Source organism: Tabrizicola oligotrophica (assembly GCF_011008935.1).
GTDB classification, from domain to species: domain Bacteria; phylum Pseudomonadota; class Alphaproteobacteria; order Rhodobacterales; family Rhodobacteraceae; genus Tabrizicola_A; species Tabrizicola_A oligotrophica.
In genome coordinates this window covers 1-26,858 of record NZ_JAAIVJ010000010.1, presented here as the reverse complement: position 1 = coordinate 26,858, position 26,858 = coordinate 1, and the positions used below count along the sequence as shown (strand labels likewise).

At 65.8% G+C, this 26,858-nt stretch carries 21 protein-coding genes, 2 tRNA genes and 2 pseudogenes; 16 read left to right on the top strand and 9 right to left on the bottom strand.

Annotation, left to right across the window (positions count from 1 at the left end; all coding sequences use genetic code 11):
• Positions 1-11: 11 nt before the first annotated feature.
• The 9 genes from G4Z14_RS14950 to G4Z14_RS14910 all read left to right on the top strand — a co-directional run bounded on the left by G4Z14_RS14950 (position 12) and on the right by G4Z14_RS14910 (position 10,541).
• A complete protein-coding gene (locus tag G4Z14_RS14950) occupies positions 12-284 on the top strand; it encodes a sarcosine oxidase subunit delta (RefSeq protein ID WP_164627148.1) in 273 nt (90 codons plus the stop codon).
• Positions 281-3,202 carry a sarcosine oxidase subunit alpha family protein gene (locus tag G4Z14_RS14945; RefSeq protein ID WP_164627146.1) on the top strand — a complete coding sequence of 974 codons (2,922 nt, stop codon included), beginning with the start codon at positions 281-283 and terminating at the stop codon, positions 3,200-3,202. Before G4Z14_RS14950 ends, G4Z14_RS14945 begins: the two co-directional genes overlap by 4 nt.
• Complete coding sequence (locus G4Z14_RS14940; RefSeq protein ID WP_164627144.1) at positions 3,195-3,728, top strand: sarcosine oxidase subunit gamma; 534 nt, start codon at positions 3,195-3,197, stop codon at positions 3,726-3,728. Before G4Z14_RS14945 ends, G4Z14_RS14940 begins: the two co-directional genes overlap by 8 nt.
• A complete protein-coding gene (locus G4Z14_RS14935) occupies positions 3,680-4,876 on the top strand; it encodes an amidohydrolase (protein ID WP_227751773.1) in 1,197 nt (398 codons plus the stop codon). The genes G4Z14_RS14940 and G4Z14_RS14935 overlap by 49 nt, the downstream gene beginning before the upstream one ends.
• Before the next feature lie 103 nt (positions 4,877-4,979).
• A complete protein-coding gene (dnaG, locus tag G4Z14_RS14930; RefSeq protein WP_164627142.1) occupies positions 4,980-6,905 on the top strand; it encodes a DNA primase in 1,926 nt (641 codons plus the stop codon).
• A 108-nt stretch (positions 6,906-7,013) separates the two neighbouring features.
• A complete protein-coding gene (rpoD, locus tag G4Z14_RS14925; RefSeq protein ID WP_164627139.1) occupies positions 7,014-9,014 on the top strand; it encodes an RNA polymerase sigma factor RpoD in 2,001 nt (666 codons plus the stop codon).
• A gap of 62 nt (positions 9,015-9,076) precedes the next feature.
• Entirely contained in the window at positions 9,077-9,529 is a 453-nt protein-coding gene (locus tag G4Z14_RS14920) for a YbjQ family protein (protein WP_164627136.1), read from the top strand.
• A gap of 166 nt (positions 9,530-9,695) precedes the next feature.
• On the top strand, positions 9,696-9,998 hold the full coding sequence (locus G4Z14_RS14915) for a putative quinol monooxygenase (protein WP_164627134.1): 303 nt from the start codon (positions 9,696-9,698) through the stop codon (positions 9,996-9,998).
• Between the two features lie 180 nt (positions 9,999-10,178).
• Positions 10,179-10,541 (top strand): hypothetical protein, encoded by a 363-nt coding sequence (locus G4Z14_RS14910; RefSeq protein WP_164627132.1) that lies wholly within the window; start codon positions 10,179-10,181, stop codon positions 10,539-10,541.
• Positions 10,542-10,605: 64 nt separating this feature from the next.
• Here G4Z14_RS14910 and G4Z14_RS14905 read toward each other — a convergent pair whose 3' ends face one another.
• Together G4Z14_RS14905 and G4Z14_RS14900 are read right to left on the bottom strand one after the other, a co-directional pair.
• Positions 10,606-14,115 carry a beta strand repeat-containing protein gene (locus G4Z14_RS14905; RefSeq protein WP_164627129.1) on the bottom strand — a complete coding sequence of 1,170 codons (3,510 nt, stop codon included), beginning with the start codon at positions 14,113-14,115 and terminating at the stop codon, positions 10,606-10,608.
• Between the two features lie 295 nt (positions 14,116-14,410).
• Positions 14,411-14,486, bottom strand: a tRNA-Ile gene (locus G4Z14_RS14900).
• A 118-nt stretch (positions 14,487-14,604) separates the two neighbouring features.
• Between G4Z14_RS14900 and purM the strand changes: the two genes are divergently transcribed.
• The 7 genes from purM to G4Z14_RS14865 all read left to right on the top strand — a co-directional run bounded on the left by purM (position 14,605) and on the right by G4Z14_RS14865 (position 22,608).
• Positions 14,605-15,651, top strand: a complete 1,047-nt coding sequence (gene purM, locus G4Z14_RS14895) for a phosphoribosylformylglycinamidine cyclo-ligase (RefSeq protein ID WP_164627127.1) — start codon at positions 14,605-14,607, stop codon at positions 15,649-15,651.
• The gene (purN, locus tag G4Z14_RS14890) at positions 15,648-16,241 is read left to right on the top strand and encodes a phosphoribosylglycinamide formyltransferase (protein ID WP_164627125.1); all 594 of its coding nucleotides are present in this window, start codon (positions 15,648-15,650) and stop codon (positions 16,239-16,241) included. Before purM ends, purN begins: the two co-directional genes overlap by 4 nt.
• A gap of 159 nt (positions 16,242-16,400) precedes the next feature.
• On the top strand, positions 16,401-17,435 hold the full coding sequence (locus G4Z14_RS14885) for a cysteine synthase A (RefSeq protein ID WP_164627123.1): 1,035 nt from the start codon (positions 16,401-16,403) through the stop codon (positions 17,433-17,435).
• The gene (locus G4Z14_RS14880; RefSeq protein ID WP_164627121.1) at positions 17,432-19,981 is read left to right on the top strand and encodes a DUF3772 domain-containing protein; all 2,550 of its coding nucleotides are present in this window, start codon (positions 17,432-17,434) and stop codon (positions 19,979-19,981) included. The genes G4Z14_RS14885 and G4Z14_RS14880 overlap by 4 nt, the downstream gene beginning before the upstream one ends.
• A complete protein-coding gene (locus G4Z14_RS14875; RefSeq protein ID WP_164627235.1) occupies positions 19,981-20,697 on the top strand; it encodes an alanyl-tRNA editing protein in 717 nt (238 codons plus the stop codon). Before G4Z14_RS14880 ends, G4Z14_RS14875 begins: the two co-directional genes overlap by 1 nt.
• Before the next feature lie 90 nt (positions 20,698-20,787).
• Positions 20,788-20,877 (top strand) — tRNA-Ser (locus tag G4Z14_RS14870).
• A 390-nt stretch (positions 20,878-21,267) separates the two neighbouring features.
• Positions 21,268-22,608, top strand: a complete 1,341-nt coding sequence (locus tag G4Z14_RS14865) for a hypothetical protein (RefSeq protein ID WP_164627119.1) — start codon at positions 21,268-21,270, stop codon at positions 22,606-22,608.
• Between the two features lie 575 nt (positions 22,609-23,183).
• Here the strand turns inward: G4Z14_RS14865 and G4Z14_RS14860 are convergent.
• From G4Z14_RS14860 to G4Z14_RS18915, 7 genes and pseudogenes are all read right to left on the bottom strand, one after another.
• Complete coding sequence (locus G4Z14_RS14860; protein ID WP_227751776.1) at positions 23,184-24,356, bottom strand: recombinase family protein; 1,173 nt, start codon at positions 24,354-24,356, stop codon at positions 23,184-23,186.
• 15 nt (positions 24,357-24,371) lie between these two features.
• Positions 24,372-24,755, bottom strand: a pseudogene (locus G4Z14_RS18925) (recombinase family protein); the annotation flags it as partial.
• A gap of 82 nt (positions 24,756-24,837) precedes the next feature.
• Entirely contained in the window at positions 24,838-25,332 is a 495-nt protein-coding gene (locus G4Z14_RS14855; protein ID WP_164627117.1) for a DUF2924 domain-containing protein, read from the bottom strand.
• 8 nt (positions 25,333-25,340) lie between these two features.
• Positions 25,341-25,667, bottom strand: coding sequence for a DUF3489 domain-containing protein (locus G4Z14_RS14850; RefSeq protein ID WP_164627115.1), 327 nt, complete (start codon positions 25,665-25,667; stop codon positions 25,341-25,343).
• Positions 25,668-25,923: 256 nt separating this feature from the next.
• A complete protein-coding gene (locus G4Z14_RS14845; RefSeq protein WP_227751775.1) occupies positions 25,924-26,562 on the bottom strand; it encodes an NrsF family protein in 639 nt (212 codons plus the stop codon).
• The gene (locus G4Z14_RS18920; RefSeq protein ID WP_227751782.1) at positions 26,559-26,702 is read right to left on the bottom strand and encodes a hypothetical protein; all 144 of its coding nucleotides are present in this window, start codon (positions 26,700-26,702) and stop codon (positions 26,559-26,561) included. Before G4Z14_RS18920 ends, G4Z14_RS14845 begins: the two co-directional genes overlap by 4 nt.
• A gap of 19 nt (positions 26,703-26,721) precedes the next feature.
• Positions 26,722-26,858, bottom strand: a pseudogene (locus G4Z14_RS18915) (ATP-binding protein); the annotation flags it as partial.

Sequence of the window (26,858 nt, the reverse complement as noted above, 5' to 3'; positions counted from 1 at the left end):
GAGCTTGACCGATGCGTATTCCCTGCCCTCTCTGTGGCCCCCGCGACCGGCGCGAATTCACCTATTACGGCTCGGACGATTACCTGAACCGCCCTGCGCCGGATGCCGGAGCGGGGCCTTGGGACGACCATCTGCATCTGCGCGCCAATCCGGCCGGCGAGACGCATGACCTGTGGTATCACGAAGCCGGTTGCGCCCAGTGGCTCCGGGTGCATCGCAACACCGTGAGCCATGAAATCTACGGCGCCGCGCTTGTCGCCGGCCTGAAAGGCGGTGCGCAATGAGGGTCGCGGGCAAGGGGCTGATCGAGCGTGAAAAGCCGGTGTCCTTCACGTTTGACGGCAGGACCTACGCGGGTTTCAAGGGCGACACTGTGGCCTCGGCGCTGCTGGCGGCAAGGGTTAGGGTGGTGGGGCGCAGCTTCAAGTATCACCGTCCGCGCGGGGTGCTGACGGCGGGGTCCGAGGAGCCGAATGCACTGATCGAGGTGGTGGGCGCGAAGAACCAGACGCCGAACGTGCGCGCCACCGTGCAAGAGGTGTTCGAGGGGCTGGTCACGCGCAGCCAGAACCGGATGGGCTCCTTGCGCTGGGACTTGCTGGCGGTGAATGACCTGATGGCGCCGTTCTTTTCGGCCGGCTTCTATTACAAGACCTTCATGTGGCCGCGCGCCTTTTGGGAAAAGGTCTATGAACCGGCCATCCGCCGGGCGGCGGGTCTGGGCAGTCTGTCGGGTCGCCATGACGAGGGCCATTATGAAAAGGCCTTTGCCTTTTGTGACCTTCTGGTCATCGGTGCCGGCCCGACCGGCCTGATCGCCGCCCTGACCGCAGCGCGCGCCGGGGCGGATGTGATCCTTGCCGATGAGGATTCCCGGATGGGGGGGCGTCTGCTGTCCAATGGCGAGACTGTCGACGGTCAGCCGGGGCCGGACTGGGTGGCCGCTGTTCTGGCTGAGCTTTCTTCCCTGCCGAATGTGCGGCTCATGCCGCGCACCACGGTGAGCGGGGCCTATGACGGTGGCATCTATGGCGCGCTGGAGCGGGTCGGTTTGCACAAGCCCGCCCGCCCCGACCTGCCGCGCGAGGCGTTCTGGCGCATCACCGCGCGCCGCGCGATCCTGGCTTCGGGTGCGCTGGAGCGGCCCATCGCCTTTCCGATGAACGACCGACCGGGCATCATGATGGCCGGCGCGGTGCAAAGCTATCTCAACCGCTATGGCGTGGCCTCGGGCAAGCGGGTGACGCTGTTTGCCAACAATGACGGCGCGCGCGCAGTGGCGCGCGACCTGATGGCGGCGGGCGTTCAGGTGGCGGCCATTCTCGACAGCCGGGCCAACGCCAGCGCGGTCGAAAACTGCCCGGTCTATCTGGGCGCGCGGATCACCGACACCTCGGGTCGCCACGGGCTGCGGCTGATCGAGGGCCACCATGCCGGCGGCGCGTTCAAGCTGGAGACGGATTGCCTTGCCATGTCGGGCGGCTGGAACCCGACGCTGCACCTCACCTGCCACATGGGCGGGCGTCCGCGCTGGTCGGAGGAGCTCGCGGCCTTCGTGCCGATGGAGGGCGCGGTGCCGGGTCTGGTCGCCGCAGGGGCCGCCAACGGCACGTTCACCACCCACGGCTGTCTTGCCGCGGGCCATGCTGTGGCCGAGGCAGCCCTGGCCGATCTGGGGCTGAGCCCTGCCAAGGTCGCGCTGCCCCGGGCCGAGGGCCTGCCCTATGTCGTCGAACCGCTCTGGGCGGTCGAGGGCAAGGGCCGAGCCTGGCTCGATTTCGCCAATGATGTGACGACCAAGGATGTGAAGTTGGCGGCGCAAGAGGGCTATGCCTCGGTCGAGCACATGAAGCGCTACACCACGCAGGGCATGGCGCCGGATCAGGGCAAGAATTCGAACATGGGGGCGCTGGCGGTGCTGGCCGATGCCACGGGCCGCGCGATCCCGGAGACCGGGATCACCACCTTCCGCCCGCCCTATGTGCCGGTCTCGGTCGCCGCTCTGGGCGCCGGAGGGCGCGGCATGGGCTTTGCCCCGCAGCGCTTCCTGACCTCGGACCAGGCGAGCCGCGACCGGGGCGCGCCGATGATCGAGGCGGGGTTGTGGTATCGGCCCAGCTATTTCCCGAAACCGGGCGAGGCCACCTGGCGCGTCTCTTGTGACCGTGAGGTGGCGATGGTGCGCGGGGCCGTGGGCGTGGCCGATGTCTCGACCCTTGGCAAGATCGACATTCAGGGCCGCGATGCCGCGCGCTTCCTTGATCTGGTCTATACCAACACCTTCAGCACCCTGCCGGTGGGCCGCGTCCGCTATGGGTTGATGCTGCGCGAGGATGGCTTCGTCATGGATGACGGCACCACGGCGCGGCTGGGGGAAAACCATTTCCTGATGACCACCACCACGGCGGCGGCGGGCCAGGTGATGCGGCATCTGGATTTCGTGCATCAGACCCATTGCGCCGACTGGGACGTGCGGTTCATTTCCGTCACCGAGGCTTGGGCGCAATTTGCGGTGGCCGGGCCGAAATCCCGCGCCCTGCTGAACGCGGTTCTCGATCAGCCTGTTCAGGATTTCCCGTTCATGGCCTGTGGCGCGGTGCAACTCGGCGGTGTCACCGCGCGGCTGTTCCGCATCTCGTTTTCCGGCGAGCAGGGCTATGAAATCGCCGTGCCCACCCGCTATGGCGAAAGCCTGTTCCGCGATCTGGTGGCCAAGGCCGAGACCATGGGCGGCGGGCCTTACGGCATGGAGGCGCTGAACGTGCTGCGCGTCGAGAAGGGCTTCATCACGCATGCCGAGATTCACGGCCGCACCACGGCCTTCGACATTGGCATGGAAAAGATGGTCAGCCCGAAGAAGGATTGCATCGGCAAGGCCATGGCGGCGCGGCCGGCGCTGGTCGGCCCCGAGCGCCAGCAGCTGGTCGGCCTGAAGATCGCCACCGGCACGCCGCCTTGTTCCGGGGCGCATCTGTTCACGGTTGGCGACAAGGTCGGGCGCGAGGAAAGCCAGGGCTACATCACCTCGTTTGCGCATTCCGACCTGATGGGCGCCTGCCTTGGCCTTGGGTTCCTGAAGAACGGCCGGGCGCGACATGGGGAGATCATCCGCATTGTCGATCATCTGCGCGGCCTCGATCTGACCGCCGAGGTCTGCGATCCGGTGTTCCACGACAAGGACGGGGAGAAACTGCGTGCCTGAACTGATTGCCAAACCCGCGCTGGAAAAGGCGCCGCTGACCCTTGGCACCTGCCGGCTGGAAGCGGTGGATCTTGGCCCCATCACCTCGGTCGCGCTGTTTCCGGGGCAGGAAAAGGCCATGGCGAAAGCCCTGAAACCCCTTGGCCTGTCCTTCCCCGACCCGAACAGCCTGTCGGCAAAGGCCGGGGTGCAGCTGGTCTGGACGGGGCGCGAGCAGGCCTTCCTGATCGGCGTCACAGCCCCGGATTTCGGCGCCGCGGCGGCTGTCACCGACCAGTCTGGCGGCTGGGCCGCGCTGCGGCTGTCGGGGGACAAGGCGGCCGAGGTGCTGATGCGCCATGTGCCGCTGGACCTGCGCGCGGCGGCCTTCCCGCCGGGCCGGGCGGTGCGCGCGCCCTTGGGCCACATGTCCTCGGTCGTGATCCGCGAGGAGGCCGGCTTCCTGATCCTGATCTTCCGCTCCATGGCGCGCACGGCATGGCACGAGATCGAGGTCGCCATGCGCACCCTCGCGGCGCGGGCCTGATGCTGACCAACCGCGACATTGCCGAGCTGACCGACTGGCGGCGCGAGTTGCACCGCTTCCCCGAGGTCAGCCGCGATGAGGCGGGTACGGCGGCGCGGGTGGTCGCTGCACTCGCCCCGCTCAGCCCCGATCAGGTGCTGACGGGGCTGGGCGGTCACGGCGTGGCGGCGGTGTTCAGCAGCGCGGCGCCGGGACCAACCGTGCTGTTCCGCGCCGAACTTGACGCGCTGCCGATCGAGGAGGTGTCAGACGCGCCCCACCGTTCGACGATCCCCGGCTCCGGGCATCTGTGCGGTCATGACGGGCACATGGCGCTGTTGCTTGGCCTTGGTCGCCTGATCGCGCGCAGGCGGCCGGCGCGGGGCAGGGTGGTGCTGATGTTCCAGCCCGCCGAAGAGGACGGCTCCGGCGCGGCGGCCGTCGTGGCAGACCCGGCTTTTGCCGCCATCAAGCCCGACTGGGCCTTTTCGCTCCACAACATGCCGGGAATTTCCTTCGGCCGGGGGCTCTTGAAGGCGGGCGTGGTGAATTGCGCCAGTCAGGGCCTGAAGATCACGCTTGGCGGCAAGACCGCGCATGCCAGCCAGCCCGAGGCGGGCACGTCGCCGGCTCTGGCGCTGGCCGCGCTGATCGACGGGTTTACCCACCTCGCGCCTCCCGGCCCGTTGCGACCCGGCTACCGGCTGGTGACCGTGACCCATGCCCGGCTGGGCGAGCCGGCCTTCGGCATCGCACCGGGGGCGGCAGAGCTGTGGATCACCCTGCGCACGACCGAAGACGCCGAAATGGCAAGCCTGCGCGCCGAGGCCGTGGCGCTGGCCGAGGCACAGGCCCGCCTGCATGGCCTGACGGTCGCCTTCGAGGCGCATGACGATTTTGCCGCCTCGGTCAATGACCCCGAGGCCACGGCGCGGATTGCCGCCGCACTGGAGGCGTTGGGCATGGTTCATGACGACGCTGATCTGCCAATGCGGGCGTCCGAGGATTTCGGCCGCTTCGGCCAGCCCGGCACGCGGTCGGCCATGCTGTTTCTGGGTGCGGGCACCGATTTTCCCGCCCTGCACAACCCCGATTACGACTTTCCCGACAGCCTGATCGCGCCGGGCGTTGCGATCTTTCACCGCATCGCGCGCGACCTTCTCGGCTGACCTCGTCGTCGACTTTGTCGCTCCTCAGGGCGCCCCGACGAGAAGCCGAAGGCGCCCGAGGAGAATCGTGGACAGCCGATGTTTGACAACACATATAGACCCTATGTCCCTGCCGCCCGGTTTTCTCGACGAACTGCGCACCCGCGTGTCCCTGTCGTCCGTCGTCGGGCGCAAGGTCACCTGGGATATGCGCAAGTCCAATCAGGGCAAAGGCGACATGTGGGCGCCTTGCCCGTTCCATCAGGAAAAATCCGCGTCTTTTCATGTGGATGACCGCAAGGGCTATTACTATTGCTTCGGCTGTCATGCCAAGGGTGACGCACTGACCTTCATCAAGGAGACCGAGAATCTCGGCTTCATGGAGGCGGTGGAGGTGCTGGCGCGCGAGGCCGGCATGCCGATGCCCGCGCGCGACCCCAAGGCCGCAGAGGTGGCGGACCGCCGCAGCCAGCTCATCGCGGTGATGGAAGAGGCGGTGAAATGGTTCCGCCTGCAGCTGAAGACCAGTGCTGCGGCCGAGGCGCGGGCCTATCTGGCCCGGCGCGGGCTGTCCCCTGCAGCCCAGGACCGCTGGGAGATCGGCTTTGCGCCGGATGGCTGGCACGGGCTGCAGCTGGCCATGAAGCAGAAGGGCATCGCGGATGACCTGCTGATCGGTGCCGGCCTTTGCGCCAAATCCGACAAGGGGGGCGAGCCCTACGACCGCTTCCGGGGCCGCATCATCTTTCCGATCCGCGATGGCCGGGGCCGGGCGATTTCGCTTGGCGGTCGGGCGATGGACCCCAAGGACAACGCCAAATACCTCAACGGCCCGGAAACCGAGATCTTCGACAAGGGCCGCAACCTCTATAACCACGCCCCGGCGCGCGAGGCGGCGGGCAAGGGCAAGCCCCTGATTGTCGCCGAAGGCTATATGGACGTCATCGCGCTTGCCGAGGCCGGGTTCACCGCCGCCGTGGCGCCTTTGGGCACCGCCGTGACGGACGAGCAACTGCGGCTGATGTGGCGCATTCATGACGAGCCGGTCATCGCTCTGGATGGCGATGCCGCCGGCATCCGCGCCGCGCTGCGGGTGATCGACCTCGCGCTGCCGCTTCTGGAGGCCGGCAAGGGCCTGCGCTTTGCCGTGCTGCCCGGCGGGCAAGACCCCGACGACCTGATAAAGGCCCAGGGCGCCGCGGCGATGCAGGCGGTGCTGGAGGCGGCGCAACCGATGGTCAGCCTGCTGTGGAAGCGCGAGACCGAAGGCCGGGTGTTCGACAGTCCCGAGCGCAAGGCAACCTTGGACAAATCGCTGCGCGCGCATCTGAGGCGCATCGCCGACCCCTCGATCCGCGCCCATTATGGCGAAGACATCAAGCGGCTGCGGCTGGAGCTGTTCGGTCAGGGCGGCGCGCGGGTGCCGGCCTTCCGGCAACGAAACTTTACCCCGAAAGGCACGCCGCTGCCGCCCACCGCCAGCGCCCGCCAGTCGCTTCTGGCGCAGGGGCAGGCCGTGGAGGAAGCCCTGCGCGAGGCGGTGATCCTTGCCAGCCTGATCGCCCATCCGGCGCTGATCCACCGCTTTGAATCTGCCCTCGAACGGCTGGACCTGACGGGCGAGGACCACAACGCCCTGCGCCGCCTGCTTCTCTCCCATGCCGATGAGGATGTGGCCAGCCTGCAGGACATCCTGCGGCGCGAGGCGGGCGATGCCCTTGACGCACTGATGCGCCGTCCCCATGTGCAGATCGCGCCCCCGGTCCGAAACCGCGCGGACGCCGAGCTTGCGACGCTGTGTCTGGCCGAGGAGATGGCCAAGCTTGACGCCCATCGCGCCGCCCGCCGCGAGGTGGAGGACGCGGTGCATGACCTCACCGGCCTTGCCGACGAGGGCCTGACCTGGCGGCTTTCCAAGGCCGCCGAGGCGCGTCACAAGGCCGACCATCCCTCGCGTGAGGACAGTGCCGACATGGGCGAGGATCGCGCGGCCCTGTCCGGGGTGTTGCAGGCGATGATCGACGAAAAGGTCTGGGAAAAGAAACGCTAAGCCAGCGTCCGCACCCCCCCTGTGCTTTCCCGTGATTCGCGCTATTGATTCGCATCCCGCCACGTTGATTCGTGGCTTCCTGATTCGCTTTTGACCGACGGAGACGACATGGCCTCGAAAGACACCGAAGACGGCAAGCCCGAAGGCGAAGAGGCCGACGTTTCCCTTGATCTCTCGCAGGCGGCCGTCAAACGGATGATCGCCGACGCCAAGGAGCGCGGCTATATCACCTATGACCAGCTGAATTCGGTGATGCCGCCCGAACAGGTGTCGTCCGAGCAGATCGAAGATGTCATGGCGATGCTGTCGGAAATGGGCATCAACATCATCGACGACGAAGAGGTCGAAGAGGGCGAGGCGCCGGTGGGCGAGCTGGTGGAAACCGCCTCGACCTCGCGCGAGGTGGCCGTTGTCGGCGCAAGTTCGGAAACGCTCGACCGCACCGACGACCCGGTGCGGATGTATCTGCGCGAGATGGGCTCGGTGGAGCTTCTCTCGCGCGAAGGCGAGATTGCCATCGCCAAGCGCATCGAGGCCGGCCGCAACACCATGATCGCGGGCCTGTGTGAAAGCCCGCTGACCTTTCAGGCCATCATCATCTGGCGCGACGAACTTCTGAACGAAGACATCCTGTTGCGCGACGTGATCGACCTTGAAGCCACCTTCGGCCGCAGCCTTGACGGCGAGGACGACATGGTCGGCGCCGATCTGGAAGGCGTCGATGTGGGCGCCACCCCGGCGCCGCGCCGGGCCGCGGGCACAGCCGAGCCGGAACTGGATGCCGACGGCAACCCGATCTTCTCGGAGCCCGAGGAAGAGGATGACGAGGACGGCGCCTCGATGTCGCTTGCCGCGATGGAAGCCGCGCTGAAGCCGAAGGTTCTCGAAACGCTGGACCTGATCGCGCGCGACTATGACAAGCTGGCCGACATGCAGGACGCCCGGATGTCCGCGACCCTGTCGGAAACCGTGCGCTTCTCGGCCTCGGAAGAGGCGGCCTACCAGAAGCTGCGCTCGGAAATCGTCGTGCTGGTCAACGCGCTGCACCTGCACAACAACCGGATCGAAGCGCTGATCGACCAGCTTTACGGCATCAACAAGCGCATCATGGCGATCAACTCGGGCATGGTGAAGCTGGCCGACGCCGCCCGCATCAACCGCCGCGAATTCATCGACGAATATCAGGGCTACGAGCTGGACCCGACCTGGCTGGACCGCATGGCGGCGAAGGCCGGACGCGGCTGGCAGGCGCTGATTGAAAAGAGCCGCGACAAGGTGGAAGAGCTGCGCAGCGAAATGGCGCAGGTCGGCCAATATGTCGGCGTCGACATTTCCGAATTCCGCCGCATCGTCAATCAGGTGCAAAAGGGCGAGAAAGAGGCGCGGCAAGCCAAGAAGGAAATGGTCGAGGCCAACCTGCGTCTGGTGATCTCGATTGCCAAGAAATACACCAACCGGGGCCTGCAATTCCTTGATCTCATTCAGGAAGGCAACATCGGCCTGATGAAGGCCGTGGACAAGTTCGAATACCGCCGCGGCTATAAATTCTCCACCTATGCAACGTGGTGGATCCGTCAGGCGATCACGCGCTCTATCGCGGATCAGGCCCGCACCATCCGTATTCCGGTGCATATGATCGAAACGATCAACAAGCTGGTGCGCACCGGGCGGCAGATGCTGCACGAGATCGGCCGCGAGCCGACTCCGGAAGAACTGGCCGAAAAGCTGCAGATGCCGCTCGAAAAGGTTCGCAAGGTGATGAAGATCGCCAAGGAACCGATTTCCCTGGAAACGCCGATCGGCGACGAGGAAGACAGCCAGCTTGGCGATTTCATCGAGGACAAGAACGCCGTGCTGCCGCTGGATTCGGCCATTCAGGAAAACCTGAAGGAAACCACGACCCGGGTTCTGGCCTCGCTCACCCCGCGCGAGGAGCGGGTGCTGCGGATGCGCTTCGGCATCGGCATGAACACCGACCACACGCTCGAGGAAGTCGGCCAGCAGTTCTCGGTGACGCGGGAGCGCATCCGTCAGATCGAAGCCAAGGCGCTGCGCAAGCTGAAGCATCCGAGCCGGAGCCGGAAGCTGCGGAGTTTCCTGGATCAGTAAGAGGTCAAGTACAGAGGGCGCCCCAATTGGCAAACTGCAAGCACTGCGGCACTAAGCTTGGAATGATCGACGCGTTGACCGGGGTATGTGAGAACTGCCGGGAGCTGGAAGCGAAAAGGAAAAGGCAGGAGATTGCAACGGCAGAGGAACAGATGGGAGATCTGCTTGCCGCTGCTGACACTGTTGTTCTTACGACTGAACCTGTACTCTCTGATCGGCATCTTGTTTCCAGGGTTGGCATGGTTGGTTCTCAGTGCGCCTTTGGAATGAATGCCCTGAAGGATGTTTCGGCAGGTATCAGGGACGTTGTCGGCGGACGTGCGAGGGTTGTTGAAGACACGCTGCGGGATGCAAGGGAAGCCGCACTAAGGGAATTGAAGCGAGAGGCGGCTTTGGTCGGCGCTAATGCTGTCGTTTCAGTTATGCTTGAGTTGAGCGAGTTTTCCGGGGGTGGAAAATCCATGCTCTTTGTAATGGCGTATGGTACTGCCGTTGTCGTTGCTGACGGAGAGTAACTCTCCATGAGCCGTGGTGTGGGTTTCCAGCCCACCGTCCCCCACCGTCAACACCTCACCCGCACGGCCTCCCCCGTCGATGCCCCCCATCGATCCCCCTGAATTTGCCAGCCCCCGGGGCCGTTTTCATGCTATGCTGAAGCCTCACATAAAACGGGAGGCTTCTATGACTGCAATGAATGTCGTCCACATGCGTGTGAAGCCCGGCAAGGAAGAAGAATTCCTCAAGATCCATCAGGAAATGTCGATGGAGACGATGCAGGGCAGTCGGAATTTCTGGGCGGTGAACACCGGGGGCCGCAGTTACATCATCGTCGGGGAATGGGACAGTCATGACGCCATGGCCAATGCCCGGCCCACGATGATCCAGAACCTCGACCGCCTGCGGCCGCTGCTTGAAGATCTCGGCGGTGGCCGTGGCGTGACCGAGCCCTGGTCGGGTGACGTGGCACTGCACCGCGTGCGCTGAGCCGCGGCGGAAGGCCCGCGGCGGAGCAGGACAGGACCGACCGGCGCGGGCCGCATGGCCTTGGGGGGGCGACCGCGCGGCGGCGTGTGCGGTTTGCCGTTCAGGCATCCGGCGGGGTGTACTCTTGCCAATGCCGGCCCGAGGCCGCACATAGGGGCGAACCGTCCAAGGAGGCCGCCCATGTTCCGTTCTATCCTGCTTCTGTCGCTGATCGGCGCGCCGGCTATGGCCTTTGAGGCCCGCAATGGCATCAATGTGATCGGAAGCGCCGATCAGATCGAAGTGCAGCCAAGCGCCGGACAAGCCGCGCCGCAAAGCTGGTGCGCGGCAGGGGATTTTGTGATGCGCGGGCTTGGATTGCCGGCCGAGACGCCGATTTACCGGCTGTCCGCGCCGCCGCGGCGCGGCGGCGAAAGTGTTCTCTTCGCAGTCGGCGCCGGGCCGGGCGAGAAGACCGGTCTGTTCAGGTTCGGGGCCGCGGACAACGCGGTCAGCGCCGCGCATGCCAGGGGGCTTTGCACCTTCGGGCGCTGGCGGTTCTAGCGCGGCCGCATGGCAAAAGCGCCGCCTGATCGGGCGGCGCTTTCAGTTTGATCGGCAGAAGAGATCAGCTCCAGAGGAAGTCCGCGCTGGTCAGATCCGCGGCCGCATCCATGCCGGTCAGCGTCAGCGTCAGGTTCGCGGTGCCGTCGCCATCGGTGTCGACCAGAAGCTTGCCGGTGGTCGCGTCAAAACGCGCTTCCGAGTTGTCCGCGCCGCCCGAGAAGGCATTGCCGCCAAGGTAGCTGAACTCGCCGACCAGCAGGCCTTGGAAGACCAGCAGGTCGCCCTCGGCAACGCCGCCGTCAAGCGCGTTGAAGTCGGTGACGGTGTCATTGCCCGCCGTCGCCGAGGAGAAGACGAAGCTGTCGGCCCCAAGACCGCCGGTCAGCACGTCGGCGCCGCCGCCCCCGTTCAGCACGTCATCGCCGGCAAGACCGCGGATGATGTTCGCCGCACCGTTGCCGGTGATGGTGTTGGCCAGCGCGTTGCCGGTGCCGCTGTAGGTGCCGGTGCTGAGCATGGTCAGGTTTTCGACATTGGCCGAAAGCGTCACGGTGGCGCTTGCCAGAACCGTGTCGGTGCCGGCACCCGCCCCTTCGATCACCACATCGCCGATCGCGTTGACATTGTAGGTGTCGTTGCCGCCGCCGCCGCGCAGTTCATCGGCGCCAGTGCCGCCGTTCAGCGTGTCCGCGCCCGCAGCGCCAAGGAGGGTGTCGTCGCCGGCACCGCCCTTGAGGTTGTTGGCACCGCTGTTGCCGGTCAGGGTGTTGGCCGCGCCGTTGCCGGTTGCGTCCAGATTGTCGGTTCCCAGCATGGTAAGCTGTTCCAGACCGGCGCCCATGGTGAAGGTGGCAGTGGTGAGCACCAGATCGGTGCCGCCAAGGCTCGCTTCGGTGATGAGGTCGCCGGAAGCATCGACATGGTAGGTGTCATCGCCTGCGCCGCCCGCCATCGAATCGTCGCCTTCGCCGCCATCCAGCGTGTCGGCCCCGCCGGCACCCGTCAGGGTGTCGTTGCCGGCCAGACCTTCCAGCAGGTTCGCCCCGGCATTGCCCGCAATCGTGTTGGCCGATGCGTTGCCAGTGCCGGTCAGATCAGCGGTGCCCTGCAGCGTCAGGTTCTCGACATTGGCATCGAGCGTGGTCGAGAAGATGGTGCGGATCGTGTCGATCCCGGCCGCTTCGCCTTCGACCACCACGTCAAGTTCGTTGTCGACGATATAGAGGTCGGCGCCCGCGCCGCCGGTCATGCTGTCCGCCCCCGCGCCGCCGTTGAGCGTGTCCGCCCCGCCGCCGCCGTTCAGCGTGTCGTCCCCGTCCAGGCCGAGGAGATTGTTCTTGCCGACGTTGCCGGTCAGCACGTTCGCCGCCGCGTTGCCGGTGCCGCTGACGCTGTCATTGCCCGAAAGCGTCAGGTTCTCGAAGTTGTCCGCCAGGGTATAGGCCAGCGCCGTCTGTACCGTGTCGGTGCCCTCGTCGAGATTTTCGACCAGCACATCGCCCAGCACATCGACGATGTAGGTGTCGTTGCCGGCCCCCCCGGCCATGCTGTCGACCCCGAAGCCGCCGTTCAGCGTGTCCTGGCCGTCACCGCCCGCAAGCGTATCGTCCCCGTTCAGCCCGCTGAGCAGGTTGGCCCCCGCGCCGCCAATGATCTGGTTGGCCTTGGCGTTGCCGGTGGCATTGATGTCGGTGTCGGCCAGCATGATATGCTCAAGCTGTTCGCCCAGCGTGTAGGTGATGTAGGACCCGACCCAGTCCTCGCCGCCGTCCGCCGCTTCGACCACGATGTCGCCCGCGTCGTCCACGATGTATTCGTCGTCGCCCGCACCGCCGGTCAACAGGTCGGCGCCGGTGCCGCCATCAAGATAGTCATTGCCGGCGTTGCCGGTCAGGATGTCGCTTCCAGCCCCGCCGTCAAGGGCGTTGTCGCCGCCGTTGCCGGTGATGGTGTTGGCGGCCGAGTTGCCGGTGCCGTCGAAATGGCCGGAGCCCGACAGGATCAGGTTTTCGACGTTGTCAGCCAAGGTGAAGTCGGCCGCGATCTGCACGGTGTCGGTGCCGCCGTCCGCCGCTTCGCTCACCACATCAAGGGTATTGTCCAGTTCGTAGCGGTCATCGCCCGCGCCGCCGTCAAGGCTGTCGACGCCTGCTCCGCCGACAAGGGTATCGGCGCCAAGACCGCCATAAAGGCTGTCATTGCCCACGCCGCCGTCGAGACGGTTGTTGCCATCACCGCCGGTCAGCACGTTGTCCAGTCCGTTGCCGGTGCCGCTGATGTTGGTGGCCGAGGTGATCGTGAGGTTCTCGATGCCGGCGCCCAGCGTGTGGGTGGCGGTGGCTTCGACAAGGTCGGTGCCGTCCGCGTCCAGGGCGCTTTCATCGGTCACGTCGCCGGTGGTGTTGACCTTGTAGACGTCATTGCCCGCGCCGCCCTGCATCAGGTCATTGCCCGCGCCGCCGTCCAGCGTGTCGTTGCCGGCGCCGCCGATCAGGGTGTCCGCGTTGGTGCCGCCGGCAAGCACGTTGTCCAGCTCGTTGCCGGTCAGCGTGTTGTTTTCGCCGTTGCCGGTCCCGGACACGACGCCGGCGCCGAAGATCAGGTTTTCAAGATGGCTGCCGAGCGTATAGCCGTCGATCGTGGTGTGAACCGTGTCGGTGCCATAGTTCGAGTATTCGGTGATCTGGTCGCCGACGACCACAATGACATCATTGGCATCGCGGACTTCGGCGGTATCGACATAGTAGGTGTCGTTGCCGTTGCCGCCGGTCATGTCGTCGCTGCCGGCACCGCCGTCAAGGACGTCATCGCCCAGCGTCGCAATGGCCGCCGCGCCGCGCAGGACGTCATCGCCCGCACCGCCGGTCAGGGTGTTGTTGCCGCTGTTGCCGATCAGCGTGTTGTCAAGGCCGTTGCCGGTGGCGGTCAGATTGTCCGTGCCGGTCAGGGTGATGTTTTCGATGTAGTTGGTGGTGACAGGGGTGGTCAGCGTATAGCTGATCGAGGCCTGGACGGTATCGGTATTGCCTTCGCCCACCAGTTCGACGACCACGTCATCGGCGCTGTCGACGATGAAGGTATCGCCGCCGGTGCCGCCATACATCACGTCATTGCCGGTGCCGCCGTCCAGCGTGTCCTGGCCGTTGTAGCCGTAAAGCGTGTCATCGCCGGCAAGGCCCGACAGGTAATTGCGACCGCCGGTCGAACTGAGGCTCTCATTGCCCTGAATGAGGTTGTTCAGCGCGTTGCCGGTGCCGTTGATGTCGGCCGAGGAACTGGCGGTTTCAAGGATCAGCACTTCGACATTGTCGGCCAGCGTATGCGCGACAGAGGCGATCACCGTGTCATTGCCGCCATCCGCCGCTTCGACCACGGTGTCACCGGCGTCATCGACGTAATACAGATCGTCGCCCGAACCGCCCGTCATCGAGTCAAGCCCGGTGCCGCCGTCCAGCGTGTCGTTCAGGCTGCCGCCGTCAAGGGTGTCGTCGCCTGCGTAGCCGTAGATTTCGTCTGCCGTTCCCGCGCTGACAAGCGAGTCATTGCCCGCGCCGCCTTCAATGAGTGCCATTCGAAGTCTCCACCAAATTGTATCAGCCCGCAGGCCGGTCCCCAGTTTTCCGGCGTTCAGAGGTAGGCAGGAAATCGGGTCTCAATGTGGCGTGCGCCGCGGCAAGTGGGGTGAACATGGGGCAATAGCATGGCCTCTGGCCCGGAATCAGGCCATTTCGCACCATATTCCGGCGGTTGTGCCGGAAAGCCGGGGGTACACCCGCCGAAAGAAGTTTGATTCGAAAGCGTCGAGACTTTTCCAGATCGGCGACAGAGCCGCGCGGAGGCGGGCGTTGTTGCCAAATGGTGGAAACTGGTAGGGCCGGAGGGACTCGAACCCCCAACCAAGGCGTTATGAGCGCCCGGCTCTAACCATTGAGCTACAGCCCCCCAAGGCTTGCCTAGCAGAGCGGGGCCTGCCAATGCAAGCCGGGGGGCGTGATCCGTTGCGCGCCCGCGGCAGATCGCGTAAGGGCAGGGCAATCGCCGCCAGCATGGGATTCTCGACATGACGACCGGACACAATGGCCTGACCTATGCCGACGCGGGCGTGGACATCGACGCGGGCAACGCGCTGGTGGACCGCATCAAGCCCGCAGCCAAACGCACCAGCCGCACTGGCACGATGGGCGGGCTTGGCGGCTTTGGCGCGCTCTTTGATCTGAAGGCGGCGGGCTATCAGGACCCGATCCTTGTCGCGGCCACCGACGGCGTCGGCACCAAGCTGCGCATCGCCATCGACACCGGCAATGTCGACACCATCGGCATCGACCTTGTGGCGATGTGCGTCAACGATCTGGTGTGTCAGGGCGCCGAGCCGCTCTTGTTCCTTGACTACTTCGCCACCGGCAAGCTGGATGTCGAGGAAGCCACCCGCATCATCACCGGCATCGCGGCGGGCTGCGAGGCTTCGGGCTGCGCGCTGATCGGCGGCGAGACGGCGGAAATGCCCGGCATGTATCACAAGGGCGATTTCGACCTTGCCGGGTTTGCCGTCGGCGCGATGGAACGCGGGGCCGAACTGCCGGCGGGCGTGGCCGAGGGCGACGTGCTTCTGGGTCTGGCCTCGAACGGGGTGCATTCCAACGGTTATTCCTTTGTCCGCAAGGTGGTGGAACTTTCGGGCCTTGGCTGGGACGCCGCTTCGCCCTTCTCGGACGGCACGCTCGGCGCGGCGCTGCTGGCGCCGACCCGGCTTTATGTCAAGCAGGCGCTGGCGGCGGTGCGGGCAGGCGGCGTGCATGCGCTGGCCCATATCACCGGCGGCGGCCTGACCGAAAACCCGCCGCGCGTCGTGCCCGAGGGGCTGGCCTGCGAGATCGACCTGTCGTCCTGGAACTTGCCGCCGGTGTTCCGCTGGCTGGCCCAGACCGCCAACATGGCCGAGCCGGAACTGCTGAAAACCTTCAACTGCGGCATCGGCATGATCGCCTTCGTCGCGCCTGACCGCGCCGCGGCGCTGGCCGACCTGCTCCGCGCCCAGGGCGAAACCGTGGTGGAACTGGGCCGCGTCGTGAAGGGCGAGGGCGTGATCTACAAGGGCCGCCTGCTGTGAAGCGCGTTGCCATCCTGATTTCCGGGGGTGGCTCCAACATGCTGGCGCTGGTCAGGGACATGGGGCAGGGGGCGCACCCCTGTACGCCCGTGCTGGTCGCCTCGAATGACCCGGCCGCCGCGGGGCTCGCCCGCGCCTCCGCCCTTGGCATCCCGACTGCCGCCGTCGATCACCGCCCCTTTGGCCGCGACCGCGCCGCGTTTGAAGCGGCGCTCTTGGAGCCGATCCTTGCGGCCCGGCCCGACATCCTGTGCCTTGCCGGCTTCATGCGCATCCTGACGCCGGCCTTCATCCGGCGCTTCGAAGGCCGGATGCTGAACATCCACCCCTCGCTCTTGCCGAAATATCCCGGCCTGCACACCCACCAGCGCGCCCTTGACGCGGGCGACACCGAGGCGGGCTGCACCGTGCATGAGGTGACGGCAGAGCTGGACGCGGGGCCGATCCTTGGTCAGGCCCGCGTGCCTGTCCTGCCCGGCGACACCGCCGACACGCTGGCCGCGCGGGTGCTGGTGCAGGAACACCGGCTTTATCCCGCCGTGCTGCGCCGCTTTGCCCTTGGCGAGACTGTCCCGCTGATGCTGGCCTGAGCGGGGCAAAATCCCGCCCGCCCGCTGCCCGCCGGAACGCCATTCCCGCTTTTCCCCCGGCCTTGGTCCCGCGACCTTTTCCGAAGCCCCGGCTTGAGTTTGCGCGCCCTTGCCAATAGGTTCACCGCAAGGGGCAAGGCCCACAGCCAAGGAAAGACCATGCGTATTCACAGCGATCTGGCCGACACCATCGGCAACACGCCGCTTCTGAAGCTCAAGCGGGCGTCGGAATTGACCGGCTGCACCATCCTTGGCAAATGCGAATTCCTGAACCCCGGCCAGTCGGTCAAGGACCGCGCGGCGCTCTACATGATCAAGGACGCGGTGGCCAAGGGCCAGTTGCGCCCCGGCGGCACCATCGTCGAAGGCACGGCGGGCAACACCGGCATCGGGCTGGCGCTGGTCGGCGCCTCGATGGGGTTCAAGACGGTGATCGTCATTCCTGAAACCCAAAGTCAGGAAAAGAAGGACATGATCCGGCTGGCCGGCGCCGAACTGGTGCAGGTGCCGGCCGCGCCCTATCGCAACCCGAACAACTATGTGCGCTACTCGGGCCGTCTGGCCGAGGCCCTGGCGCAGACTGAACCCAACGGCGCGATCTGGGCCAACCAGTTCGACAACGTGGCCAACCGCCTGGCCCACATCGAAACCACTGGCCCCGAGATCTGGGAGCAGACCGGCGGCAAGGTCGACGGCTTCATCTGCGCTGTCGGTTCGGGCGGCACGCTTGCAGGCGTCGGCATGGCCTTGCAGCCCAAGGGCGTGAAGATCGGTCTGGCCGACCCCGAAGGCGCGGCGCTGCACGCCTTCTACACCACCGGCCAGCTTGACGCGCCGGGCACCTCGATCACCGAGGGCATCGGGCAGGGCCGGATCACGGCGAACCTCGAAGGTTTCACCCCCGATTTCAGCTATCGCATTCCGGACGCCGAGGCGCTGCCCTTGGTGTTTTCGATGGTGGAAGAAGAGGGCATCTGCCTTGGCGGCTCGTCGGGCATCAACATTGCCGGCGCCATCCGCATGGCGCAGGAAATGGGGCCGGGCCACACCATCGTCACCGTGCTGTGCGACTATGGCAACCGCTATCAGTCCAAACTCTACAATCCGGCTTTCCTGAAGGAAAAGGGCCTGCCGGTGCCGCGCTGGCTGGACCGCGCGCCGATGCAGATCCCGTCCGTCTATCAGGACGCATGAGAGCCGCTTTCGGTCCTCTGACGGCCGGGCTGGGGCTGGTCGTTGCGCTGGCCCTGATGCTGGCGCTTGGGCCGGTTCAGGCGCAGGAGGCGGTGCGGCAGGTCGATGAGACCGGCGCGCTGATGCCGCGGCAAGGGGCCGAACCGGCCGCAGCCGCAGGGCAGGCGCTGCCCGACGCCAATACCACGCTGGATTATGCCGCCTGGGAACGGCTGGCCGAACGCGCCGAAAAGGCGGCGGCCAACCGCAACATCTCGTCCGACGCGCTGGAGGCGCTGCGCGGTCAGCTTGTGGACTGGCGCGGTGCGCTGCTGGGCGCGCAGAACGCCAACGCCGCCCGCATCGCCACGCTGCGCACCCAGATCGCCGCGCTTGGGCCTGCGCCGACCGACGGGGCGTCGGAGGCGCAGGAAATCGCCAACCGCCGCTCGGCCCTGACCGAACAGCTGGTGGAACTGCAAGCCCCCGGCCTTGCCGCGGACGAGGCCTACCGTCGTGCCGACGGTCTGGTCAGCGAGATTGACCGGGTGTTGCGCGAGCGGCAGGCTGACCAGCTGCTGAAGCTCTGGCCCGCGCCGATCAACCCGGCGAACTGGCCCGAGGCGGTGATCGGCCTGACCGATACCGGCCTTCTGTTGTGGGATGAAACCACCGAGAAGTGGCAGGACACCAAGGCCCGTACTGCCTTTGGCGACAATGTGCCCTTCATCCTGCTGCTCCTGGCGCTCGCGGTGGTGCTTCTGGTCTATGGCCGGGTCTGGATGCAGGGCATGGCCAGCCGGTTGCAGGACCGGGCCTCGGCCCGCGGGCGCAGGATTCTGGCGCTCTTTGCCTCGCTCGGCGAGATCGCCTTTCCGCTGATCGGCATCCTTTGCGCCTTCGGCGCGCTGTCGATGACCGAGATGGTCGGTCCCGTGGGCGAGACGGTGACGGATGCCGCCGCCAATCTGGCGCTTTATGTCGTGCTGGCGGCCTGGCTTGCCGGGCGGGTCTTTCCGCGCGGCCTGTCCGAAGGCCCGCTTGGCCTGCCGCCCGAACGCCGGGTCGAGGCGCGGTTCAACGCCGTTGCCATGGCCGGGCTTTTCGCGCTTGACGACCTGCGCTTCGCGGCCATGGACGCGCAGTCCTATTCCGAAGGCACCACCTCGGTCGTGTCCTTCCCAGGAATCGTGGTCTCGGGCCTTCTGCTGGTGCGCATGGGCCAGCTGTTGCACCGCCATCTGACGGGCGAACGGCGCGAGGGCGAGGCGGCGAGTTATGGCCAGTGGCTGATCGGCATCCTGGGGCAGGGCGCCATGGCGGTCGGCGTGGTCGGTCCGCTTCTGGCGGCGGTCGGCTATGTGCCGGCGGCTTCGGCCCTGGTCTATCCCGCGATGCTCAGCCTGTTTGCCGTCGGCCTCCTGCTGGTGGCGCAGGATCTGGTGACCGACCTTTACGCGGCCATCACCCGAACCGACGGCGACGCGGGTGACGCCTTGCTGCCGGTGCTTGCCAACTTCACCCTTGCCCTTGCCAGCCTGCCGGTCTTTGCCCTGATCTGGGGGGCACGCAGTTCGGACCTGACCGAACTCTGGACGCGGTTCCGCGAAGGCTTCACCATGGGCGAGACGCGGATCTCGCCGGCGAACTTCCTGGTCTTTGCCGTGGTCTTCGGCCTTGGCTACATGCTGACGCGGATGTTCCAGGGGGGGTTGAAGAACACCATCCTGCCGCGCACCTCGCTGGATCAGGGCGGCCAGAACGCCATCGTCTCGGGGCTGGGCTACATCGGCATCTTCCTCGCGGCGCTCATCGCCATCAATGCTGCCGGGATCGACCTGTCCGGCCTTGCCATCGTTGCCGGTGCGCTGTCGGTCGGCATCGGTTTCGGCCTGCAGACCATCGTGTCGAACTTCGTCTCGGGCATCATCCTGCTGATCGAACGGCCAGTTTCCGAAGGCGACTGGATCGAGGTCGGCACCACCCAGGGCATCGTCAAGTCGATCTCGGTGCGCTCGACCCGGATCCAGACCTTCGACCGCTCGGACGTCATCGTGCCGAACTCGGACCTGATCTCGGGCCGGGTGACGAACTGGACACGCTTCAACCTGACTGGCCGGCTGATCGTGCCGGTGCCGGTGCCCTTCACCAGCGACAGCCGCAAGGTCGAGGCCGTATTGCGCGAGATCGCCGAGGCCCAGCCCCTTGTCATCCTGCAACCGCCGCCCGTCGTGGCGCTGGTGGGTTTTGGCGCCGAGACGATGAATTTCGAAATCCGTGTCATCCTGCGCGACGTGAACTTCCAGATGCAGGTGCGCTCCGACATCAATCACGCCATCGTCAGGCGCTTTGCCGAAACGGGGATCGAGTTTTCCAACGCCCACCGCGACCATCTGGCCAGACTGGCCGAGGCGGCGGCGGACGAGGACATGGCCCGGCAGGCGATGGAGGCGGTCGGCGATCTTCTGGCCGCGCCCGAGGCACCCGCGCCCGCGCCCGAGATGCCTGCGCCCGCAGACCCGGTCCCGACCCGCAAGCCCCGCCCCAAGGACACCCCCGCCCCATGATGACCCAGCCCTTGTTCCGCGACGACGCCTACCTGCGCGAGGCCGAGGCCCGCGTTCTGGCCCATACGCCCGAGGGCGGCATCGTGGTCGATGCCTCGGTGTTCTATGCCACCGGCGGCGGGCAGCCGGGCGACAGCGGCCTGATCCAGTGGGACGGCGGCCGGATGGCGATCGCCACGGCGGTCAAGGTCGAAGGTGGCGGCATCGCACTGGTGCCGGCCGAGCCTGCCGCCCTGCCGCCCGTTGGCGCCACCCTGCGCCAGCGTCTCGACTGGGACCGACGCCACCGCCACATGCGCGTCCACACCGCGCTGCATCTGTTGTCGGTCGTCATCCCGCTGCCGGTGACGGGCGGCCAGATCGGCGCCGACAAGGGGCGGCTCGATTTCGACATGCCCGAGGCCCCCGCCGATCTACCCGCGCTGGAAGCCGCGCTCAACGCGCTCATTGCGCGCGATCTGGCGGTGAGCGATGCCTGGATCACCGATGACGAACTGCTGGCCAACCCCGGCCTGGTGAAAACCATGTCGGTCATGCCGCCGATGGGGCAGGGCCGGGTGCGGCTGGTCCGCATCGGCGACGGGGCGAACCAGATCGACCTGCAACCCTGCGGCGGCACCCATGTCGCCCGCACTGCCGAGATCGGCCGCGTCGAGTTCGGCAAGATCGAGAAGAAGGGCCGGCAGAACCGCCGAGTCAGCCTGATCCTGACCTGATCCCGCAGGGATATGGCCCTGATTTTCCCACGGCTTGCCGCAACCTTTCCGCTTGAGAACCCCCGGACTTGCCGCTAAACACCCCCCCACGGACAGTTGGCCGAGTGGTCGAAGGCGCACGCCTGGAAAGTGTGTAGGCGGGGAACCGTCTCGAGGGTTCGAATCCCTCACTGTCCGCCACTACATAAGCTATTGATTTTAAACGATTTTTAGCCTCGCGTATTGTGGCGTGTTTTCCGCGGCATGTGAGACATGCTACCCCCTAGAGACTTGAATTCACAGGCGAAATAGTCGCCGAAAATGGCGCGAGTCTCTGTTTGGCATTTGGCGCGATACGGTTTGCGGCCGCGGCTTTTGGCGCTGGACTTGACTTTCTGCTTTTTGGAAGCTGACGCGACTTAGTGTCACCATCGATTGACTTGCGTGCCTGGGACATGGTGGCGGCAGAGGAGTGACGTCCTTCGGTTGTTGTGTGGCCCTCCAGTGTCATCGCTTATAGGTATGATGACAGGCTGCGGGGCTCCGGTCCGAGTCATGGCTCCACGGCCAAGTGTTCAGACGGGTAAAAAAATGGCCGAGCGCAACGACATATCGGGCCTTCTGGCCTTTATCGGCCGAAAAGGCGACTGGCGGGATCGGATGCAGGATGTGCTTGCCGAACATCTGATGCCCGCGCTGGAGGAGTTCGAGATCGACCATGACGACCTCGCCGATCTGATTGGCGAGCAGTGGTCTGGTGTGCTCTGGGGCTGCGGGTTCGAGGATTTTCTCGGCCAGCGCTATGAAGACGGTAACATCGTCGACCTTTACCTGAAACGGCGCGGCTGGAAGGAAACGGCCTTGAACCAGGCCTATTTCGCCGCCCTGCGGGATGCACCGGTCAGTCTGTACGAGGTCAGTGATGTTAAGCCCGGCGCTTCGATGGTGCTGCGCGATCTGTTGACGGATGCGGCGCCGGTCACGGTGAAAGAGAAATCCGCTACGCGCACGTTGAAGCAATGGGACCGCATCGCTGTGCGGGTGGTGCCCGAACGCGATCATCATGTCATCTCCGGGGCGCTGTTGCCCTTCCGCGCCGAGGCGGTGGATTTCCTGTTTGCCGGGCTCCGCGATGCCCTGAAGCTGAAGAAGCGAGATGCTCTGCGGCTCACCCGTGATCAACTGATGGGCAGCGCGCCCATATTTACCGCGGCCTGGTTGTTCATCGAGATCGACCGTGCACTCTCCCCTGCGCTGCCGCAGTTCTCCAATTCGGACGGTGATGATGTCCTGTTCCACGATCTGCGCTTTCCGCTTGCCAGCGGCGTGACGCAGAAGGCGGTGGCAGAAAGCCTGGACCAAGTGAAAGGCTTTCTGCCCGAAGGACCGAAGTTCTGGAACTGGCTGGCAGCGCGCAAGGGGCGCGGCGGCAAGGCAGGCCGCGGCATCATGCTGGACACGCAGATGGAAGGGGCCACCGTCCTGGGCTCTCTGGAACTGAAGGGCAAGACGCTGCTGGTGACCGTCAACTCGGCCAAGCGCGCGGCCAAAGTCGAGGCCTTGATCAGCGCGGCCGCCGGTGGTCTGCTCAAATCACCGTTGACCACGATCCGGACGGTTGATCAGATGCAGGCAGAGGAACAGCATGCAGAGCCGGGCGAGGCGGCAGACGAGATCCCGCCAGAGATTGCACGCCAGCTCATGCACGATCACCTCGACAATCATTACCGCGAAACGCTGGACGCACCGATCCCGGCTCTGGGCGGCAAGTCGCCACGCCAGGCTGTGCGCACGGCCGCGGGGCGCGTGAAGGTGATTGACTGGTTGAAGATGTTGGAAAACCGTAGCGCCAAACATGGCGAGGGTCCGATTGCGGAGTATGATTTCGGCTGGATCTGGGTTGAGCTAGGGCTGCAAGACCAGCGCCGATGATCGCGACTATCGCCAATGTTTGCGGCAGGTGACTTGCCTCGATCAATCCCACCGTCAACACCACGATCTTGACTGCAGGCAGGATCGGACGCGGGAAGCTGAAAAATCGCGCAAGTTCAACAGTCTACCCTATTTTCTACGCTGAAATTGTGCCGTGTTTTCCGGGGGTTAGAAAAAGGAACATATCTCTGGTTCGAATCCAGAGTGCTCCGCCACCACATAAGACATTGATATCGCACGATTTTTAACCTTGGCTATTGTGGCACGTCTTCCGCGCCTTACGAGGTGCGCTGGCACTTAGAGACTTGAATTTGCACGAGGAATAACGGCCCGGAATGGCGCGAGTCTCCGTTTGGCATTTGGCGCGATACGGTTTTCGGAGTCGGCATCTGGCGCTGGACTTGACTTTGGCCCAATTCGAAAGCGACGCGGCGGTCCGAAGGCCAGCGGTTGCGATCACGGAACCGTCGCAAAGGTGCCAAACTTCGCAAAAGATGCAGGGCTCCGAGCATGCTGGTGGTGCACACCGGGACTGGAATGGGCGGCCTCGCGTTCCCGGCCGTCACTTCAGAGGATCAAAGTCCGCCGACGATCTGCCGCTGCTGATCCCAGCCAGCCGGCAACTGGTGTCGCTTGATCCATTCCGAGGTGAAGGCAACCGGCTGGCGGCCAGCTGCGACCTGATCGAGAACATCCGGTGCAAGGAAGGCGAGGCCGATCATCTGCTGGATGCGGCTGGTGGTGGTCTTCTCCCTGGCGGCGAGATTGCCGAAGGAGGCGCCGGCCTTGATGGCGACATACCAGCGCTGTGCCATCAGGATGTTCTTCGCCAGAACCGGATCGACTTGGGGCACGGCGGCACCGAGGACGATGCGGGCCTCGACACCGCGGCGCTGCATCTGGAAGGAGGCGCTGATCCGTCGGGCGGCGCTGTCGATGCGGTCCGGCAGGATGCCGAGCCGTTCCGCCAGAACCTTGCGGTCGAGCCGCAAGTGGATGCTGCCCTGTACGAGATCAGCGCGGCGTAGCAGAGGCGCCCAGAGATCGGCGCTGCCCTCCGGGTCGCAACTGTTCGCTAAGCGCCGCAGCTGCTCCAGCAATCCTGGAATCTCGGCCGCCAACAGGTCCCGCACCAGATCGGTGAGCACGGTGGGCTTCATCAGGTGATCGTGGAGAATCCGGGCGATGCCGGTCTCGAGATCGCGGGCCGGCAGCCGCCAGGCATCGGGGTGCCTCTCACGTCGGTCGGTGACCAGTCGGCGTGAGATGTAATAGCGCAGGCGCTTGCCGCTCTTGCGGGAATGGCTCGGGGTCAGCCGATCCCCGGTCTCGTCGAAGAGCTTGCCGACCAGGGGCGAGCGCTCGGCCGCATTCGACTGGCCGCGGCTGCGCGCCGCCTCGGTGATGAGGCGTTCCTGCAAGACATCCCAGACGGCCGGATCGAGGATCGCCGGATGCTGGCCCGCATAGACCTTGTCGCGATGCCGGATCCGTCCGGCATAAAGCGGATTGGTCAGGATCTGATAGACATGGCCTCGGCTGAAGGGCGTCCCGCCGCTCCGGGTGCCCGAGGCCGACGGTCGTGCCCGCGTCCGATAACCGAGGTCCTCGGCCTCCTCTGCGACCGCCCGGACCGAGCCAAGCTGGCGATAGAGGTCATGGATATGGCGGATGATCGGCGCCTCCGTCTCGTCGATCTTCAGGCTGCGGCCGTCGGGCTGGTAGCCGAAGGGCACGGTCCCGCCCATCCAGAGCCCCTTCTTCTTCGAAGCGGCGATCTTGTCGCGGATCCGTTCCGCCGTCACCTCGCGTTCGAACTGGGCGAAGCTGAGGAGCATGTTCAGCGTCAGACGTCCCATGCTGGTGGCGGTGTTGAAGGACTGGGTGACCGAGACGAAGGAGGCGCCCGCCGCATCGAGCCGGTCAACGATCTTCGCGAAGTCGGCGAGCGACCGGGTCAGCCGGTCGATCTTGTAGACGACGATCTGGTCGACGAGACCCGCCTCGATGTCCGCGAGCAGGCGCTGCAGCGCCGGCCGCTCCAGCGTGCCCCCGGACAGGCCGCCGTCATCGTAGCGGGTCGGGACCAGCACCCAGCCCTCGGCCTTCTGGCTGGCGACATAGGCCGCACAGGCCTCGGCCTGCGCATCGAGCGAGTTGAAGTCCTAGTCGAGCCCCTCTTCAGAGGATTTGCGGGTATAGATCGCACAGCGGATCCGGCGCGCCATCTCAGGCCGCCTTTCTGCGACGCGAGGATGCGGCAGACCCATCGTCCGCCCGGACCTCCACGGTCAATCCGAAGAACCGGGGCCCTGACCAGCGGGCCCCGGTGATCTTCCGGGCAAGGGCTGTGAGCGAGGCATAGCGCTCGCCGCCCATCAGGAACCCGCCGTCGATCACTTCGACTGTCCACGTCCTGCCCTGCCATTCCCGCACCAGCTTCGCACCGGGACGCAGTCGGGTGCCGACCGACGCGTGCGATATGCTACCCGCGGCGATGCGGCTCAGGTCCTCGAGCGTTCGGGCCTTTGGACCGCCGTGAGCCTGGCATTGCAGTTCAAACGCCAGCGCCCGGCGCAGGAAGGGAGCCGAGAGGTTCTTCGGGGCCGGTGATCCGATCAGGTTGCCCCAGAGATCGAGCAGGTCGGCACGGTCGGCGATCTCAAGCGCGGCCAGGGTTGCGGGCAGCTCCTTCGCGGTAACCGGCGAAACGATCACGGACATTCCCGCGTTCATTGCGCGGCCTCCGCACGGGTCACGCCATCAGCCTGTTCGCCGGGTTTGGAGGCGACGCGGTAGATCAGCCCGCTGCTGCCATCCACAGGCTTGGCCGTCTCGACCGCATGGCCCGCCTTGCGCAACCCGGTGATCGCGGCGCGGGTCGTATGCGCCTGCCAGCCGAGCGCCGCGCTGATCGCGGCAATCGTGCTGCCCCCCGGCTGGCGCAGCATGTCGATCAGCCGCGCCTTCTTGCTTTCGGGGCGGGTGGCAGGTCCCAGTGTGGGCGGCGTGCTGGCGGCCTCGGTGCTGTCGGACGTGGTGATGGGTTTCTTTGCCATGGTCGGTCTCCTGGTTCGGGCCGGATCCATTCCGGCCCTTCTACCAGGCAAAGCCCGGACATCCGGGCGGCAGCGGCGCGCGCTCTCAGCGCGCCGGCACGACCCGACTACCGCTTGCAAGGCCAACGAAGTCCAGCGGGAAGTGACAAGGCGGAAAGCAGAAAGGGGCGGAAAGCGGACGGTCGGGACCACGACAGGATACGTCGAAACAAAGGCATTCGACATAAGCCGACTGCCTGCCGGGTCATCTGACCCATCACCACCGCAAGAACCGATGGCCGAGCCATGCGCCGCCGCCTCCGACCATGGCGATCGCAAGCCCATACCACGCTACGAAGAAGAGCGGGGAGTCCTCGGTGCAGTGCAGAGCGTACCCTGCCGCGACGCCTGCCCCTGTCGCGACACCAAGTAGCGCGCCAGTCAGAGCAGGCCGCGTCGGCGCAGCCCGGCGGAGAAGGAAGATGCCGAACGCCAGCGGAAGGGCCGACATCATTGCGATTGAGCCGAGGCAAGCCAGTGCCGTCTGCCCGACCGCTTCCGGAACAAGCGGCCCGTCGGCACCGATGATGCGGAAAAGGGCCATCGCAAAAGCAAGCACGACCGGACCGGCAAGCGGCCACAGGACCACCCGCCCCTCGGGCCGCGCAGAGCCCAAAGCCAGCCAGATCGCCGAGAGGGACAGGAGCGCTGGCAAGATGGTCTTGACCTGCACTGACAGATGCGCCCATGCGGCAACCAGATCGGGCCGCAGGCCGAACCCGGCAAGATACAGGGCCAATCCGCCCGCAAGCAGGCCCGCGATGCCGGCAACGGTGGCCGCAGGAGAGAACCGGGCGGGCACAGGGGCCGCCGCAAGGTCACGGATCAGATCGTCCGTGCTTCGCCTGTCCGTCATTTCATCATCCTTTCGGCCAGCCCCGACAGCCGCCGCATCGCCCGGTGCAGCGCAACCCGCGCCGCGCCGGCTGTCATCCCGACCGTCTCGCCCGCCTCCTCGGCGGTCTTTCCATCCAGCGTCACCGCCCTGACCAGCATGGCGGATCGCGTGTCGATCAATCGCAGCATCGCCGATGGCGTCGTGCCAATGTTCGACGGGCAGTTGGCTGGTGACGATGGTGGAAGCACGGCCGTGGCGATCTTCGAGGATTTCCAGGAGGTCACGTCGCTCGGGGGCGGTCAGGACTGCGAGGC

What these genes read in the sequence shown, in the direction of transcription:
- G4Z14_RS14905 (WP_164627129.1), bottom strand. Translation starts at nt 14,115, where the DNA reads ATGGCACTCATTGAAGGCGGCGCGGGCAATGACTCGCTTGTCAGCGCG.
- G4Z14_RS14865 (WP_164627119.1), top strand. Translation starts at nt 21,268, where the DNA reads ATGGCCGAGCGCAACGACATATCGGGCCTTCTGGCCTTTATCGGCCGA.
- G4Z14_RS14920 (WP_164627136.1), top strand. Translation starts at nt 9,077, where the DNA reads ATGATCGACGCGTTGACCGGGGTATGTGAGAACTGCCGGGAGCTGGAA.
- G4Z14_RS18920 (WP_227751782.1), bottom strand. Translation starts at nt 26,702, where the DNA reads ATGCTGGTCAGGGCGGTGACGCTGGATGGAAAGACCGCCGAGGAGGCG.
- G4Z14_RS14875 (WP_164627235.1), top strand. Translation starts at nt 19,981, where the DNA reads ATGACCCAGCCCTTGTTCCGCGACGACGCCTACCTGCGCGAGGCCGAG.
- G4Z14_RS14860 (WP_227751776.1), bottom strand. Translation starts at nt 24,356, where the DNA reads ATGGGCGGGACCGTGCCCTTCGGCTACCAGCCCGACGGCCGCAGCCTG.
- G4Z14_RS14850 (WP_164627115.1), bottom strand. Translation starts at nt 25,667, where the DNA reads ATGGCAAAGAAACCCATCACCACGTCCGACAGCACCGAGGCCGCCAGC.
- G4Z14_RS14885 (WP_164627123.1), top strand. Translation starts at nt 16,401, where the DNA reads ATGCGTATTCACAGCGATCTGGCCGACACCATCGGCAACACGCCGCTT.
- G4Z14_RS14945 (WP_164627146.1), top strand. Translation starts at nt 281, where the DNA reads ATGAGGGTCGCGGGCAAGGGGCTGATCGAGCGTGAAAAGCCGGTGTCC.
- G4Z14_RS14855 (WP_164627117.1), bottom strand. Translation starts at nt 25,332, where the DNA reads ATGTCCGTGATCGTTTCGCCGGTTACCGCGAAGGAGCTGCCCGCAACC.
- G4Z14_RS14935 (WP_227751773.1), top strand. Translation starts at nt 3,680, where the DNA reads ATGGCACGAGATCGAGGTCGCCATGCGCACCCTCGCGGCGCGGGCCTG.
- G4Z14_RS14950 (WP_164627148.1), top strand. Translation starts at nt 12, where the DNA reads ATGCGTATTCCCTGCCCTCTCTGTGGCCCCCGCGACCGGCGCGAATTC.
- G4Z14_RS14915 (WP_164627134.1), top strand. Translation starts at nt 9,696, where the DNA reads ATGACTGCAATGAATGTCGTCCACATGCGTGTGAAGCCCGGCAAGGAA.
- rpoD (WP_164627139.1), top strand. Translation starts at nt 7,014, where the DNA reads ATGGCCTCGAAAGACACCGAAGACGGCAAGCCCGAAGGCGAAGAGGCC.
- purM (WP_164627127.1), top strand. Translation starts at nt 14,605, where the DNA reads ATGACGACCGGACACAATGGCCTGACCTATGCCGACGCGGGCGTGGAC.
- dnaG (WP_164627142.1), top strand. Translation starts at nt 4,980, where the DNA reads ATGTCCCTGCCGCCCGGTTTTCTCGACGAACTGCGCACCCGCGTGTCC.
- G4Z14_RS14880 (WP_164627121.1), top strand. Translation starts at nt 17,432, where the DNA reads ATGAGAGCCGCTTTCGGTCCTCTGACGGCCGGGCTGGGGCTGGTCGTT.
- G4Z14_RS14910 (WP_164627132.1), top strand. Translation starts at nt 10,179, where the DNA reads ATGTTCCGTTCTATCCTGCTTCTGTCGCTGATCGGCGCGCCGGCTATG.
- G4Z14_RS14845 (WP_227751775.1), bottom strand. Translation starts at nt 26,562, where the DNA reads ATGACGGACAGGCGAAGCACGGACGATCTGATCCGTGACCTTGCGGCG.